Source organism: Mesorhizobium sp. M7A.F.Ca.CA.001.04.2.1 (genome assembly GCF_003998485.1).
Taxonomy (GTDB): Bacteria; Pseudomonadota; Alphaproteobacteria; order Rhizobiales; family Rhizobiaceae; genus Mesorhizobium; species Mesorhizobium ciceri.
In genome coordinates, this window is sequence record NZ_RZQT01000141.1 from 1 (window position 1) to 15,120 (window position 15,120).

Here is a 15,120-nt window from a genome sequence, read left to right on the forward strand (position 1 = left end):
AGCGGAAATCCGCTCGCCCTTTGGCAGCCCTGGCTTGCCTGGGTCGGGCAGCGCAGCGGGGCGAGGGCACATGTCTGTGCCACTCCTGTGGTCGAGGTCGAGGGCGTGAAGGTTGCGCCGCTGATCTTTTACGAGCAGCCCATCGATCGTCGTCCTTGCCATCCAAGAGGCGGGCCGCGCGAGCCTGGGCATCTCTGTTCGGTCTCTATCCAGCCCAATTGATCGTTGACAGAGGCGCTCTGGGAGCCTAGCGTATCCGACTGGTATAACAGGTATGCCACATGATCGGAGTTCTGATCAAACCGCGGAAGCTTTCGGAGGAGGTTGCAGCGCACCTCGAGCGGATGATCCGCAAGGGAGAGCTGGTCGAAGCCGACCGGCTCCCATCCGAGCGGGAACTCATGCGGCAGTTCGGGGTCGGGCGCCCTTCAATCCGCGAGGCCCTGCTGCATCTGAGCAAGATGGGGCTTGTCGAGGTGAAATCCGGCGAGCGCGCCCGCGTCACTCGGCCAACCCCCCAATTCGTGATCGACGCCCTCTCGGGGCCGGCGCGCCACATGATTTCGGCCCCTGGCGGGGTTCATGACTTCCAGAGCGCGCGTTTGTTTTTCGAAGTCGGGCTTGCCCGCAACGCCGCCATCAATGCCACGTCAGAGGATATTGAGGGCCTCAAGGAGGCGCTCGAAATCAACCGGCAGTCGATCGGGGACCTGACGCGCTTCGAGCGCACCGATGTGGACTTCCACTACGTGCTGGCGGTGATCACCCGCAATCGTATCTTCACAGCCATTCACGCGGCGTTGGCCGAATGGCTGCTGGAACAGCGGCGCACAACTTTGGCCAAAGGTGAAGACCGAAAGGCCTACGAGGCTCATCGCGAAATCTTTGATGCCGTCGCCGCGCGCGATCCAGACGCCTCCGAAGCGGCTATGCGCAGGCATCTGGAATATGTCTCCAGACGCTATCTTGAAATTGCGGGTGGCAAGGGATGAGCGGCTTCGTGGTCTGGGTCGATTTCCGCCTCAAGCCGGGTGCCCGGGGCAGATTCCGAGAGCTCGTGGACGCCAACGCGACCGCGTCGGTACGCCGCGAAGCCGGCTGCCGCCGCTTTGATGTGACGCAGGCGCGCGGCGAGCCCGACCGGGTCCTGCTCTACGAGATTTACGACAGCGAGGCGGCATTCAAGCTCCACTGCCGGACAGCCCATTTCGAGGAATTCAATTCGCAGAGCGCGCCGCTCGTCGACACCAAGCTGGTGACGATCTGCGACCTTGTTGTCGAAGCTTCGTCTTGAAGAACGCATAGGCGCAATGCGCCCCTTGTGGGCGAACGGGAGGGAAGTTCATGTCGGAGCCAAGTCTCAAGGCGCTAGCGTCTCACAGACGCGTCAAGCTCGGGACCCTTGTCGCCGAGTTCGCGACGCCGGGGATAGGCCACATCCTGAAGTCCGCTGGCTGTGACTTCGCCTTTTTCGATATGGAGCATTCGGGCTTCAGCCTGGAAACGGTCAAGAGCGCGATCCGATATTTCGAGGCGGCCGACCTGCCGGTTATGGTGCGTGTGCCATCGCAGGACTACCATTTCCTCGCCCGCGCCATGGATATGGGGGCCGAAGGATTAATCGCGCCGATGGTGAGTACCGTCGAGCAGGCGCAGCACATCATCAGTTCCATGAAATACCATCCGGCTGGCGCTCGCGGCGTGGCGCTGCAGATCGCGCATGACCGTTACCGTCCGGGCTCGGTTGCAGATAAGTTCGAGGCGGCCAACCAGCGCTCGGTGTTCATCTGCCTGATCGAGACCGCCGACGGCGTCAAGAACATCGACGGCATTGCGGGATTGGACGGCGTCGATTGTCTGTGGGTCGGTCACTTTGATCTGTCGGTCTCGCTCGGCATTCCCGGCGACTTCGCGCACCCGACCTTCATCGCCGCGATGGCCAAAATCGTTTCCGCCGCCAAAAGGCACAACAAGTCGCTCGGGCGCCTGGTGCCCAACGTCCAGCAGGGCCACGAGTTCTACGCACAAGGCTTCGACTTCATTTGTTATTCGGGCGACGTCTGGATACTGCACGACGCGATCGCCGACGCGGTCTCCAAAATCCGGGCCGGGTGCCAGTAAGAACGGAGGAGAGAATGGGCGACCTAAAGTTCAAGGTGGCGCTTTCCGGTGATTTCCGCATGCCGGACGGCTCGCTGACCTATCCCGACTTCGACCTGGAGCCTCTGCGCAAGGCGCCAGGCCTCGAGATGACATTCCTGGAATCGAATAACCCGCTTCGCGCCGACCAGCTTGAGGACTTCGATGCACTGATCCTTCTCACTCATCGCTTCGTTTCCACGAGTGTCCCCAAGAGCGGTCGGCTGGCCGTCGTTGCCCGCTTCGGCGTCGGCTACGATACTGTCGACGTCGAGGCCTGCACTGCCGCCGGCATCGCTCTGGTCATCACGCCCGATGGGGTAAGACGGCCGGTCGCCGTATCCGTCATCACCTTTATGTTGGCACTCACCGGCAAGCTGTTCACGAAGGACGCCCTCACCCGTAAGGGACCTCATGGCTTCCAGGAGCGCTCCCAACATATGGGTGTCGGGCTCGTGGGGCGTACGCTGGGGTCGCTCGGCATCGGCAACATAGGCGCCGAAGTTTTTCGCCTGGCAAAGCCCTTCGATATGAGATTCATCGCCCATGACCCATTTGCAGACAAGAAGGTCGCTGCCGAACTAGGCGTGGAGCTGGTCGGACTGGAAGATCTGTTTCGTCGCGCCGACGTGCTGTCGGTAAGTTGTCCGCTGACGCCTGACACGCGCCATCTCGTCAATGCCGAGCGGCTCGCCCTGATGAAGCCTACTGCTTACCTGATCAATACAGCGCGCGGCCCGATCGTCGACCAGGAGGCGTTGGCACAAGCCCTGCGGGAGCGTCGTATCGCCGGCGCCGGTCTCGACGTGCTGGAGCAGGAGCCGCCGGATGCTGACGATGCAATCCTCAAACTCGACAACGTCATCCTTGCGCCGCACGCATTGTGCTGGACCGACCAGTGCTTTGCCGGCAACGGCGCTGCAGACGTCAAAGCGGTAATCGAGGTTCAACATGGTCGCGAGCCGCGCGGTGTGGTCAATCGCGAGGTGCTTTCGAGCGAGCGGTGGAAGGATAGGCTGGCCGTTTTCGCGGGCCGCTTCGGAAGCTAGGAGTGCGAGAATTTGGCGCGCCGCCGCGGCCATTGCGGGGGCCTTACGGGAGGAATGCTCGACCGCCGCGCCTGCGGACGAGTGAGCAAATGAGAAAACGGGAGGACCAAGCACTATGAACGATCGTGAAAAACGTGACTTTCAGGCCGGTCTCGAAGCAGAGGTCGACGCCTTCATGCGTGGCGAAACGACCCGCCGGAATTTCATAACCCGCTTCGGCCAGATGACCGGTATGTTGGCAGCGTCTGCACCCATTTTGGGTATGATGACCGATTGGGCGCTGGCGCAGCAGAAGCTCGAACTGGCCGACGCCACGTCGCCGCTGGGACAGGCGCAGGCCGCTGCGCTGAAAGCATCTAAGGAAGGACCGGCGGAGGGCTCCGCCTTCCGCGCGGTCGAGGCGGCCAAGGCGCATGCGGGCGTCACGATCAACATGACCTACGAGGCAGGCCTGCAGGCGCTCGATCCACGCAATTTCAGTGGGCCGATGTGGGAGCAGCTTACGGGCATGAAGTCGAATGTGGTCGAACTGTCGAATCCCGATCAATACTCCAAGGCGGTCGCCGAGCACATTGCCGGCTCAGGCGCCTATGACGTGCTCGACATCTCGCCAGCCTGGACACCGTCGCTCGCCGATGGCGGCGTCATCGCACCTCTCGACGACTATATCGCCAAATATATGAACCCTGCAGACCTCGAGGACTATCATCCTCTCTACAAGGCGCTGCCGACCTACAAGGGAAAGATCTGGGGCTTCTTCGACGACGGCGACATGTTCGCTCTCTACTACCGCAAGGACATCTTCGAGGATCCGAAGATGATGGAGGCCTACCAGACCAAGTTCAACGCGAAGCTCGGACCACCGAAGACCTGGGAGGAATATGCTCAGATCGCCCAATTCATCACCGACCAGATGGCACCGAAGGTTTATGGTGCAGGCCACTTCCGCAAGGCGGGCAGCCCGGGCAATCAGTTCGACTTTCTGCAGCAGTACCGTGCCAACGGCGGGAAACTGTTCGGCGACGACATGAAGGCCGGCTTGGTGTCGGATGCGGGCGTCAAGACGCTGACGAACATGCTCGCGGCCAACAAGGCCTCGATCCCCGGTAACAACGAGCTCGACGCCGTCTCCCTTTGGGCGGCATTCCTGACGGGGAAGGTTGCGATGATCTATTCCTGGCCTCCAAGCGGCCGGATGGCGGCGAACTATTCGCAATCCGCCACGGCGATCAACTTCATTCCCCAGTCGCAGATCGCTGGCAAGGTTGGCTATGCCGTCGTGCCGGGCAATCCGGAACATGCCACCGGCTACAACAAGGCGCTGTCGGCGGATTCGCCCAATCCGGAGGCGGCGTATCTGTTCATGCAGTGGGCCTGCTCGCCTCCCGTCTCACTGGCGCGCTGCATGTTGCCCTATGCGCTGCGCGACCCATACCGCATTTCGCATTTCAAGTCGGAGCTCTATGGAGCACTGTTCCCGAGCGCCAAGGAGTACCTGGCCAACCTCAACAACTCGGCGAATGTCGGCCTGCTCGACCCGATCATGCCAGGTGCGCAGGACTATTTCTTGAGCATCGACCGCATGTGCACCGCAGTGTGGGCTGGTGCGGATCCGAAAGCATCGCTGGAAACGGCGGCCGCCGAGTGGAACGAGACGACCGATCGGCTCGGGATGGAGTCGCAAAAGGCATTCTACACCGAGTTCCTGAAACTGCCCGGCGCCACCGCTGACAACACAGTGGAGAAGCTTGGCATGGCAGTCACCCTCTGAGACTCGCCTGGAGGGGAGCCGGGTTTCTAGCACCAGACCGGTGTTGCGGGCGCTTCGCTCGCAACACCCTGGCTCAACCGCGTGGCGATCTTTGGAATAAATCGATGCCGCACACCACCACGATCAGTCGCATGACGACCACCGGCGCCCCGCCTCGGCTTTCGACCCTCGCACAGTGGGCGGACCGCCACTTCAAATGGCTTCTGGTCGCGCCCGCGGTGCTGTTGATACTGGCGCTGTCGATCTATCCGCTGCTGTTCTCACTGGTCGTGTCCTTCATCAACTACGACTTCCAAGTGCCAGGCCACGCCTTTGTCGGCTTGAAAAACTTCGAGCGGGTGGTGTTCGATTCCGTGGCACGGTGGTCGCTCTTGCTGACGGCCTGCCTGTCGAGCATCAGCGTCGCCATCGAATTCGTGCTGGGCCTTCTGGTGGCGCTCACCATGGTGCGCAGCTTTCCGGGGCGCGGTGTCGTCATGTCGATCCTGATCGTGCCGCTTTTCATCAGCCCGGTGATAGTCGGCCAAGCGTGGACGCTGCTGCTTCAGCGGCCTTTCGGGCCAACCAACTACATCCTGACGCAACTGTTGGGGCAGGAGGTGACGATCGGCTGGATGACCGAGCGCCCATGGCTTTATGTCTCGCTGATCATCGCTGATGTCTGGCAGTGGACTCCGTTCATGTTTGTCGTCCTGCTCGCCGGGCTTACCGCAATCCCTCCGAACCTCTACGAGGCGGCGGAACTCGACGGCGTCAATGCCTGGCAGGCCTTCTGGGCGATCACGCTGCCGCATCTCGGGTCTATGATGCTGCTGGCGTTGACCTTCCGCCTGCTTGACGCCATCCGAATGTTCGATACCATTTTTATCATGACCGGCGGCGGCCCGGGTACGCAAACCTACACGGCTTCCTACTATCTCTACACGGTCGGCTTCACCCAGTTTCATCTGTCGCAGGCGACGGCCGGAAGCTGGCTATTCCTGATTTTCACCGCGCTGGTAGTGACGCTGCTGGTGCGGCGGCTCTTGAAGGTGGCGCCGGTCTGATGGCCGCCGTCGCGCCCGCCCGCCGCAGGAAACGCCGGTCGGTGCCGATCGGTCGCATGCTGCTGCTCGGCTTCTTCCTCGTGTTCGTGCTGTGGCCCCTCTACTGGATGTTCAACACCTCGATCAAGCCGAGCGACGACTACCTCACCGTGCCGCCCGTCTGGTTCCCTGCCGAGCCGACCCTTGTACACTACAAAGCTGCGCTGTTCGCTTATCGCGGCCTCGACGGGCTCATCAACAGTCTGATCATTTCGCTGTCGGCCACCGTGCTTTCAGCGTTGTTGGGCACGCTGATGGCTTATAGTCTGGCGCGCTACAACACGGGCGGCCAGCACCTGTCTTTCTGGGTGCTGTCACAGCGCTTCCTGCCACCAATCGGCATCGTCCTGCCGGTATTCCTTATCTATCGTGGCGTCGGGCTGTACGACACCCATATTGGTCTGATCATCGCCTACACGGTCTTCACGCTGCCGGTGTCGGTGTGGATGATGTTCGCGTATTTCCGCGGCATGCCGAAGTCGATGGAGGAGGCGGCCCTGGTCGATGGCTGCACGCGTTGGGAGGCGTTCTGGCGCGTTGCCGTGCCGCTTGCCGCCCCGGGCATCGTCGCGGCGGCCGTCTTCGCTTTCATCGCTTGCTGGACGGAGTTCTTCTTCGCGCTCATTTTGACCAGTCGAACTGCGTTCACGCTGCCAACCGTATTCCGCTCCTTCATCGGCTTCCAGGGCGCGCAATATGGTGAAGCGGCGGCCCTGGCCATTGTTTCCCTCGTGCCATCCATCGCTCTGGGAGTCCTTGCTCAACGACATCTCGTGCGCGGGCTGACGCTCGGCGCCGTTCGCGGATAGAAAGAGGCAGGCATGGCTGAAGTCAGGATCACCGGCTTGCACAAGCGCTACGGCGCCTTCCATGCGGTGCGCGGCATTGACCTCCACATTCGCGACGGTGAGTTCACCGTTCTGGTCGGCCCGTCCGGATGCGGCAAGAGTACCCTTTTGAGGACGATTGCAGGACTGGAGGAGAGTTCGCAAGGCACGATCGAGATTGGCGGCGAGGTGGTCAATGACTTGCGGCCGCGCGATCGTGACGTGGCGATGGTGTTTCAAGACTATGCGCTCTATCCACATATGAGCGTGGCGAAGAACATCGGCTTCGGTCTCAAGGCGCGCAAGATGCCGAAGCCCGAGGTAGAGGCGCGCGTTGCCGAGGCTGCGCGTATGCTCGGCATCATCCCCTTGCTCGGGCGATTTCCACGCCAGTTATCCGGTGGGCAGCGTCAGCGCGTCGCCATCGGCCGCGCCATAGTCCGCAACCCCCGCATCTTTCTGTTCGACGAGCCGCTGTCCAATCTGGATGCCCAGCTTCGCGACGAAATGCGCGGCGAGATCAAGCGCCTTCACCAGGACATCGCCACGACGATGATCTACGTCACCCATGACCAGATCGAGGCGATGACACTGGCTGACCGCATCGTGCTGATGCGCGACGGGTTGATCGAGCAGCAGGGCGCGCCACTCGAACTGTTCGAGCGCCCCGCCTCGATCTTCGTCGCGGGCTTTCTCGGTTCCCCACGCATGAGCTTCCTGCCGGGCACGCTGGCTTTGGACGGGAGCGCCGCCGCCATCCGGCTGGCCGATGGTCTGCTGCCGATCGCCCCCGGGCGGACTCTAAATGGCGCTATAGATGGGCAGTCGGTGCTGCTCGGGCTGCGCCCGGAACATCTGACACGCGCACACGCTGCTACCCCCGAGCCGGGCACGCTGCGCTATGATGCAACCATCGACCTGCTGCAGCCGACTGGCTCGCGCAGCTATGCGACCTTCCGCCTTGCCGGCGCGCCAGTGGTGGCGGAGCTTCAGGCGCACGACGTCAGCCGTCCCGGCGAGAGACTGCCGATCGACATCAACATGAACCGGGCGTCGATTTTTGACGCTGCGACGGAGCAAGCAATTTGACCTTGGCAGCATCTCGAGCCATCCGCTTGTGTGGAACCGAACAGGTCGAGCCACCCTTGCGCACACTTCGCGCGGGACCGTTGTCGGTCGACTTCGACAATGGGGCGTTACGCTACATCCGCCTTGACGGAATTGAGATTCTGCGCGGAATCTCGTTCCTTGTGCGGGACGAAAATTGGGGAACCGCTACAGCCGTTCTCGATGATCTCCACATCGATGAAAGGCTGGATGTGTTCAGCGTCGCATACCGTGCAACATGTTCCGCAACATCCGGTCGCCTGGTTTATCAGGTACGGATCTCGGGCAGTAGTGATGGTGCGCTGGCTTTTGCGGCCGAGGCAGAGCCCGAGACTGACCTTTTGACGAATCGGACCGGCTTCATCGTCCTTCATCCGATCGAAGCCTTGGCGGGCAAGCCGGTAAAGGTGCTGCATGAGGATGGTCATGATGAGCTATCGCTCTTTCCGGACCACATCGACCCTAAATGTCCGTTCACCGATATCCGGGCGTTGTCGCATGAGATCGCGCCTGGGATCTGGGCCACATGCACCATGGACGGTGATGCCTTCGAGATGGAGGATCAACGCAATTGGTCTGACGCTTCCTATAAAACCTATGTCCGCCCTCTGCGTCGCCCGTGGCCTTACCGACTGCCCAAGGGCCAGAAATTCACCCAGGTCGTCCGGCTTCACGTGTCAGGAACGCTTCGTGCCGGGGCGTCTGAAAACCGCAATCCACTCATCGACCTGACGATCGGCAGACCCGTCGGCCAAGTGCCTCGCGTTGGCGTCGGCGTCGCTGGCGACGAGGCAAGGCACGCGCTTGAATCCCCCGAGCTTCTACGACGAATGGCTCCGCAGTGGATGGTCTGCCAAGTCGATCTCCGATTCGGACACGGCCATGATGAACTCGAAAGCTACGCCGCGCTTGCACGGCTGACCGGCGCAGGCGTGGTCCTCGAGATCATCACCAAGGGCACGCTCGACCCATTCGGCGAATTGGCGCCCGTCGCTGATGCGGTCCATACAATCGGCCTCAAACTGGAAGCTGTCTCCGTCTTTCCGGCGCAGGACATGAAATCCGTTCAGCCGGGAGCACCGCGGCCGGTCATGCCCAGCTTCCACGAATGCTACTCCGCCGCTCGCCGGGCTTTCCCGGGGATCGGGCTGGGCGGAGGCATGGCCGCTTACTTCACCGAACTCAATCGCAAGCGTCCGCCAGCCGAAGCGCTCGACTACGTGACCTTCACCACCTGTCCAAGCGTGCACGCGGCGGATGATATTTCGGTGATGGAAACGCTTCAGGCTATCCCTCATCAGATACGCTCGGCACATGCTTTCACGGGCGACCGCGTGCCGCTGCGCATAGGTCCCAGTCAGCTCGGCTGCCGCGAGAACCCCTACGGAAAGGGCACCGCGCCGAACAAAGCGAACGCCCGCATATGTCTGAGCCGCATCGATCCGCGGCAGCGCGGGCTGTTCAATGCGGCATGGACGCTCGGCTATTTCGCGGCCTGCGCTCGCGAAGGGGTCGAGGCCGTCGCGGTAGGGGACTTCACCGGCCCCTTTGGCCATATCCACAGGAAGGCTGATTTCGTCCAGCCATGGTATGACCAGCAGGACGGCCGAACGGTCTATCCCGCTTTCCATGTCATGGCGGGTCTCTCAAGGCTCGGCGGAGCCACCCTGCTGTCCGTAGGAACTTCCGGCGCTGACGCCATTGCGACGATCGCAGCTGAAAAAGATTGGCGCGTGACACTGTGGGTCGCCAACCTCACCTCCAAGGCGCAATCTGTGAAACTTCCGGATGCGCCGAGCAGTGCCCGTATAGCTCTTCTTGGCGCCGAGCAGTTCGAACGGGCGGCAACCGATCCCAACTTCATGGAAAGTACCGCAAGACCGCTGGATGACCAATTCATCTCGCTTGACGCTTACGCCGTCGCGCGAGTTGATCTCGACCTACCATTTTCGACCTAGAGCCCGATGTGCGCTGAGGTTGAGAGTTGAGCCCAGCGTCATGCGCAGCCGCATCAATCGCTCTGGCCCGAAGCGGGTGACACAGATCGTCAGGCGTCACTGGCCAGGGGAGTGTCGACGCACCTTGTCCCAGGCCGCCAAGATTCGCTGCTTGCATCCGCGTGCGGCATCGTCGACCGTCGGGAATCACATAGACGCATTCTCATGCGGTCGCCCGCCTTGATCCGCCGTCGAGGAGTTCCTGAAGGTCCTCTTTTGGCACCGGTCTTGAAAGCAAAAAGCCTTGTAGCTGGTCGCAGCCGAGCTTGCGCAGATAATTGCACTGGCTCTCGGTCTCGACCCCTTCCGCTGTGGTGCTGAGGCCAGTCGCGCGAGCCAGGTCGATAATCGCCTGAACGATGGCCTCGTCACCGTTCGAGCCGCCAAAGCCCTGCACGAAGCTTGGTCGATCTTGATCCTGTCCACTTCCAGGCTCTGCAGTCGGCCCAATGAGGAAAATCCCGTACCGAAATCGTCAAGCGCAAAGCGCACCCCGACACTGCGCAACGCTGCCATGTTCTGCTGGCATTCGGTGGGGCGCTGGGAGAGCGTGCTTTCCGTAACCTCCAGCTCGAGCCGCCGTGGATCCATTTGCGTTTCCAACAAGATGCTCGTCACTTTCATGGCAAAGCTCGGATTGTTCAGCTGCAACCCCGATACGTTCACTGCCAGGGTCTCGATCGGCCAATGCACCGCGTCAAGGCAGGCCTGGCGCAGAACCAGCTCGCCTAGAACTTCGATGAGCCCCGTTTCCTCTGCCAATGGTACGAACAAGTCAGGGGCGACCCAACCGCGCTCTGCGTGCGACCAGCGCGCGAGGGCTTCGACTTGTCGGCGGTGTAAAGCGGCTGATAATGCACCCGGATGTGGCCGGGCGTTTGCAGCGCCTTGCGCAGGTCCTGTTCGAGACCCTTACGCTTTGCCAGCGTCTGGTCCATCTCGGGTTCAAACAGAGCATAGCCGCTGCGACCGCCGGCTTTGGCGTGATACAGGGCGAGGTCGGCTTTCCGCACCAACTCGACCTGGTCCACCCCGTCCCTGGGAGCAAGAGCTACGCCGACGCTCACCCCGACAAAAACCTGAACTCCGGCGACCTCGAACGGCCGGCGCGCGGACTCGATCAAGTGCTCGCACAATGTTTTGACCTCATTCTCGCCTGCGACCGCGCGCTGGATGATAATGAATTCGTCACCGCCCAGGCGCGCCACCGTGTCCACCTCCAGGGTCAGCCGCCTCAGCCGGTCTGCGAACTCCCTGAGCAACTCGTCACCGGCAGGGTGGCCAAAGCTGTCATTGACCTGCTTGAACCGGTCGAGGTCAAGATAGAGGATCGCGAGCTGCTCGCCCGTCGCGGGCAGCAGTGTCAGCGCATCAGCCAAACGACTGTTGAAATGGCCGCGACTGTGCAGCCCTGTAAGCAGGTCGTAGTGGGCCAGGTGATAGATGTGATTCTCGGTCTCAATCAGCCTCAAAGTCCGCCGGCGCAAAGCGGCCAAAGCTACAATAATTCCGCCAAGTGCCAGTCCGAACACCGCCACGAGTGTTGGCACCAGTTGAAAAAGGACAAACGCCCCGGGCCGATATGGCTGCCACACAAAGAAGCCGACAGTCGAACCAGAGCGACCGACAAGGGGGTAGGACGCCTCTTCAGAGCTAAGCATGTTTGACCAGGAGAAGTGTGCGTCGTCGAGGAGATAGTCTTGGCGCAAGGAGGCAAGCAGACTGCCGTCCAGATAGCGAACGGCAACGTGTAGGAATTCCTGACCTGGTACTTGTGCAATGTGGCCGCTGTCGGAAACGACTGGCTTGATGCTGACAATGGCAGGATGGCCGGAGATGACGACCATGTCGGAAGCACCTATCGTGAGCACCTGCTCGGTGACGCCGTCGGTGTCCCCCTGTTTCAGCCTCGCCCTGAGGTTCTCCACGAGAGGCGCAGTGGTCGGGCGTATGGATTGATAGCTCGCCGGCTCCACCGCCGATCCATCGGCGAATGCGTAGACTGGCGCGTCCTTCGGATCGAGAATGTAGACCTCATCGTGGCCGAAATACGTGTGCATCCAGGTGCCGAGATTGGTGTCGACCCATTTGGCATCCTGGCTCCGCAGGGCGCTGACCGCGTCGTCCCAGACGGTGACGCTCTCCTGATCGTGGGCTATTCCGCTCTCCAGCTTGGATATGATCAAGGCGACCAAGCTTTTCTGCCGCGACACGGCAACACCATCGGACTGGGTCGCCGACCACAGCAAAAGGCCTGTGGTGAGGGTCGCAACAAGCAGCGTCACGACAATGATGGGCAAAGCCGTTCGCTTGAAAAAAAGGCGACGTGTTGGTTCGCCGAAATGCCGGAGCAGCGTCATGAGGCTGCTTTACGCTAAGAAAACTGCTGGACCGTTAAAGGCGCGGCATCAGGCAAGCTGCACGTTTGAAAAGGCCAGTTCGATAGCCCGGCGTTGAACTGCCAAGGAACAAATTCGCCGCGCGCGCGTTCGAGAGCGGCCTTTGCGGGGACTGAACACGAATGCTACTCGCTTTGGGGAACGCGCTCTCGACGACGGTTATGGCCGGCAGAAGTGGGGGTGCGGAAATTTTCGGCGTGGTCGATCTCAGCACTAAAGCCGAGGTAAGGATCAACGCGATGAATTTGGGAATGGCAATTCAGTTCGTGGCCAATGCCTCGGTGCTCGGTTACGATGTCCGTTCGGCGATGGTCTTCTACGGCGAACCGGGAACGCCAAGCCTCAGGGCAAATGACTGCGATCGATTGTGGGCGCAATTTGGTGCCGCGCTCCTTCGCCCATAACGCCGGACGCTTTTGGCTATCTTCAGCTGTCTGGAGCTAACAGCCCATGCCGCGCCACCGGACCGTCGGATCATGAGATCTGAGAGACCTGACGAGAAATTTGCTTTCGGTCACTTCACCGGCACGCAGAGCCGGTCGGGCACTTTGGGGACAAGGGTGGGCGGTGGGTTTGCCGATGCAAGTGCAGTGTGCTCGAGCCAATTCGCGACTGGGCGCCGGTTGAACCGCTCGGCCTGCCTGCCTTACCGCGCGAGGCATGACCTTACCCCACGGCCAACCATTTGCGCGATTGGGCAAACGCCGTGAAGGCCTTGGCGTCCATTGGGCGGCCAAAAACATAGCCCTGCAGAATATCGCAACCAAGCTCCTTCAGGATGCGCGCGTGATCATTCGTCTCGACACCCTCGGCAATGACTTCGATGCCGAGCGATTTGCCGATCTCAATGATCGACGAGACCAGCTGACGCTGCGGGATCGACTGGGTGACGGGCGTGATCAGTTGGCGGTCGATCTTGAGCCGGCGCGGCTGCAGCTTGAGCAGGGACACGATCGAGGCATGGCCGGTGCCGAAGTCATCGATTTCGATGTCGATGCCGAGTTCCTTAATGTGCTCCAGGTTCCAGGTGACCAGGTCGTCATTCTCATCGAGGAAGATGGACTCAACCAGCTCAAACGACACCGTGCCCTTCCTGATGGCAAGCTTGCGCAAGCCATCGATCAGATCCTTGTCCTCCAACCGCTTGGCGGAGACATTGACCGAGACGTGCGGGATCTTGAGACCGCTGTTCGACCATTGGTCGAAACTCTCAAGCGCCTGTTCCAGGACAGCGCGATCGATGATTGCCACGACGTTGAGTTCTTCGGCCACTTTGAGATAGCTTTGTGGGGCTAGGATGCCGCGTTCGGGATGCTTCCAACGCGACAACGCCTCGACCCCGACGATCTCAAGTGTCCTGGCGTCGAACTGCGGCTGATAGTATGTTGTGAATTCGGCGCGCTCCAACCCGCCCAGGATTTCGTCGGCAATTTGCTTGGTCCGCACGATCTCGCTTTGCAGCTCTTCGTCAAAGAATTCGTGTCGGTTGCGACCGCTTCCTTTCGCCCGGTAAAGAGCGAGGTCGGCGTTGACGAGCAGTTGCTTGGCGTCGGTTCCGGCGGCAATTCCGATGCTCACCCCGAACCGGCACGGGTTGCCCTGAAAATCGACCGGTCGGCGCATCTGCGTGATGATGCGGTCGCCGAGCGCGGAAAGTTGCTTGTCATCACGTCCATGGCTCACCACGACGAACTCGTCACCGCCGATGCGTGCAACAAAATCACCGGGACCCGTGTTGACCTTGATGACCTTGGAGGCGTGCACCAGCATGGCGTCACCGGCTGCGTGGCCGAGTGTATCGTTGATCTGCTTGAAGCGGTCGAGGTCCAGATGCAGCAGCGCTGTGCGGGTCCCCGTTACGCTTTTTTCGGCAAGCAACTCATCGAGATAGCGGCGGTTGGGCAGGCCGGTCAGCGGGTCGTGCAGCGCAACATGCTCTACATGCGCCTTTGCGACCTTGAGTTCGGCATTTTTCGATTCCGACAGCTGGCGCTCTCGAATGAGCGTCTCATTGAGCAGCACGTCGCTGGTGACGTCCCACTCGGCGCCGATCATCTTCGGCGTGCCGCCGATGTCCTGGAAGAAGGCTGCGCGCGTGCGCACGTGGCGCGTGGTACCGTCCGCTAGCAGGACTCGGTATTGCGAAGAATACGGTCCCTCCCTCTCGGCGGCCGCGTCGAACTCCTGGCGCGCCCTGTCGAAATCTTCGGGATGAATGGCCATCGCCCAGTCTTCATAACCGCGCGGTTTGCCATCGGCTGGCTTGCCGTAGATCTGGTTGACGCGGTCGTCCCATAGCAGTTCTTTTGTGGCCAGGTCGTGCTCCCACACGCCAATTCCAGAAGCTTCCAGGGCCAACTCAAGGCGGCCAGACAGACGTCTGAGCTCGGCATAGTTTTTCTGTCGTTCGCCGAACAGTCGCCCGGCCACCAGGATCGGCAGCACCACCAGCGCGCCGGCAAAGGCTATGAGCCCCCGCAACATCCACGCATTGTTCGGAATGGCCGGCCAGCCTCCCTTCGGTATAGCCGAAATCAGCCAGGAGCCCGAAGGCAGTTGCACATCGGCCGACACCGGCTTGCCGGCGAGGACATTGTCTCCCCCGAAGAATTTTTTGCCGCCACCGCCAAGCGCGTCGGTCCCCGTCAGGGCGACATCAATATCAATCCCGGGGTCATTCAAGCCGCTCGCCGCGTAAAGCTGATCGACATCGATGACAGCGGAGAGGATGCCCCAGAATCGGCTG

At 61.1% G+C, this 15,120-nt stretch carries 13 protein-coding genes and 2 pseudogenes; 11 read left to right on the forward strand and 4 right to left on the reverse strand.

Annotated elements, in window-relative coordinates:
• From EN955_RS35150 to EN955_RS29195, 10 genes and pseudogenes are all read left to right on the forward strand, one after another.
• Window positions 1–222 (forward strand): annotated as a pseudogene (locus EN955_RS35150) (hypothetical protein); the annotation flags it as partial.
• 59 nt (window positions 223–281) lie between these two features.
• Window positions 282–992 carry a transcriptional regulator NanR gene (gene nanR / locus EN955_RS29155; protein ID WP_024504466.1) on the forward strand — a complete coding sequence of 237 codons (711 nt, stop codon included), beginning with the start codon at window positions 282–284 and terminating at the stop codon, window positions 990–992.
• Window positions 989–1,294: a putative quinol monooxygenase gene (locus tag EN955_RS29160; protein WP_013525326.1), complete on the forward strand. Its 306-nt coding sequence runs from the start codon at window positions 989–991 to the stop codon at window positions 1,292–1,294. The genes nanR and EN955_RS29160 overlap by 4 nt, the downstream gene beginning before the upstream one ends.
• Window positions 1,295–1,344: 50 nt before the next feature.
• The gene (locus EN955_RS29165; RefSeq protein ID WP_013525325.1) at window positions 1,345–2,121 is read left to right on the forward strand and encodes an aldolase/citrate lyase family protein; all 777 of its coding nucleotides are present in this window, start codon (window positions 1,345–1,347) and stop codon (window positions 2,119–2,121) included.
• A gap of 59 nt (window positions 2,122–2,180) precedes the next feature.
• Entirely contained in the window at window positions 2,181–3,188 is a 1,008-nt protein-coding gene (locus EN955_RS29170) for an NAD(P)-dependent oxidoreductase (RefSeq protein WP_245265369.1), read from the forward strand.
• A gap of 115 nt (window positions 3,189–3,303) precedes the next feature.
• Window positions 3,304–4,959, forward strand: coding sequence for an extracellular solute-binding protein (locus EN955_RS29175; RefSeq protein ID WP_024504468.1), 1,656 nt, complete (start codon window positions 3,304–3,306; stop codon window positions 4,957–4,959).
• Window positions 4,960–5,063: 104 nt separating this feature from the next.
• Window positions 5,064–6,005 (forward strand): sugar ABC transporter permease, encoded by a 942-nt coding sequence (locus tag EN955_RS29180; protein ID WP_127223498.1) that lies wholly within the window; start codon window positions 5,064–5,066, stop codon window positions 6,003–6,005.
• A complete protein-coding gene (locus EN955_RS29185; protein WP_013525321.1) occupies window positions 6,005–6,853 on the forward strand; it encodes a carbohydrate ABC transporter permease in 849 nt (282 codons plus the stop codon). The genes EN955_RS29180 and EN955_RS29185 overlap by 1 nt, the downstream gene beginning before the upstream one ends.
• Window positions 6,854–6,865: 12 nt before the next feature.
• A complete protein-coding gene (gene ugpC, locus EN955_RS29190) occupies window positions 6,866–7,960 on the forward strand; it encodes a sn-glycerol-3-phosphate ABC transporter ATP-binding protein UgpC (protein ID WP_013525320.1) in 1,095 nt (364 codons plus the stop codon).
• 80 nt (window positions 7,961–8,040) lie between these two features.
• On the forward strand, window positions 8,041–9,936 hold the full coding sequence (locus tag EN955_RS29195) for a hypothetical protein (RefSeq protein WP_050580493.1): 1,896 nt from the start codon (window positions 8,041–8,043) through the stop codon (window positions 9,934–9,936).
• A 202-nt stretch (window positions 9,937–10,138) separates the two neighbouring features.
• Here the strand turns inward: EN955_RS29195 and EN955_RS35665 are convergent, their stop codons facing one another.
• The 3 genes and pseudogenes from EN955_RS35665 to EN955_RS29200 form a co-directional block, all read right to left on the reverse strand.
• Complete coding sequence (locus tag EN955_RS35665; RefSeq protein WP_245265370.1) at window positions 10,139–10,372, reverse strand: EAL domain-containing protein; 234 nt, start codon at window positions 10,370–10,372, stop codon at window positions 10,139–10,141.
• Window positions 10,373–10,413: 41 nt separating this feature from the next.
• Window positions 10,414–10,749, reverse strand: a pseudogene (locus EN955_RS35670) (EAL domain-containing protein); the annotation flags it as partial.
• Window positions 10,704–12,335 (reverse strand): diguanylate cyclase, encoded by a 1,632-nt coding sequence (locus EN955_RS29200; RefSeq protein WP_245265371.1) that lies wholly within the window; start codon window positions 12,333–12,335, stop codon window positions 10,704–10,706. The pseudogene EN955_RS35670 and the gene EN955_RS29200, both read right to left, overlap by 46 nt.
• 236 nt (window positions 12,336–12,571) lie before the next feature.
• Here EN955_RS29200 and EN955_RS29205 point away from each other — a divergent pair, with 236 nt between their 5' ends.
• Complete coding sequence (locus EN955_RS29205; RefSeq protein ID WP_245265372.1) at window positions 12,572–12,778, forward strand: hypothetical protein; 207 nt, start codon at window positions 12,572–12,574, stop codon at window positions 12,776–12,778.
• A gap of 262 nt (window positions 12,779–13,040) precedes the next feature.
• Here the strand turns inward: EN955_RS29205 and EN955_RS29210 are convergent.
• Window positions 13,041–15,120, reverse strand: a 2,080-nt coding sequence (locus tag EN955_RS29210) for an EAL domain-containing protein (protein WP_127223499.1), incomplete at its 5' end; no start/stop codon positions are given.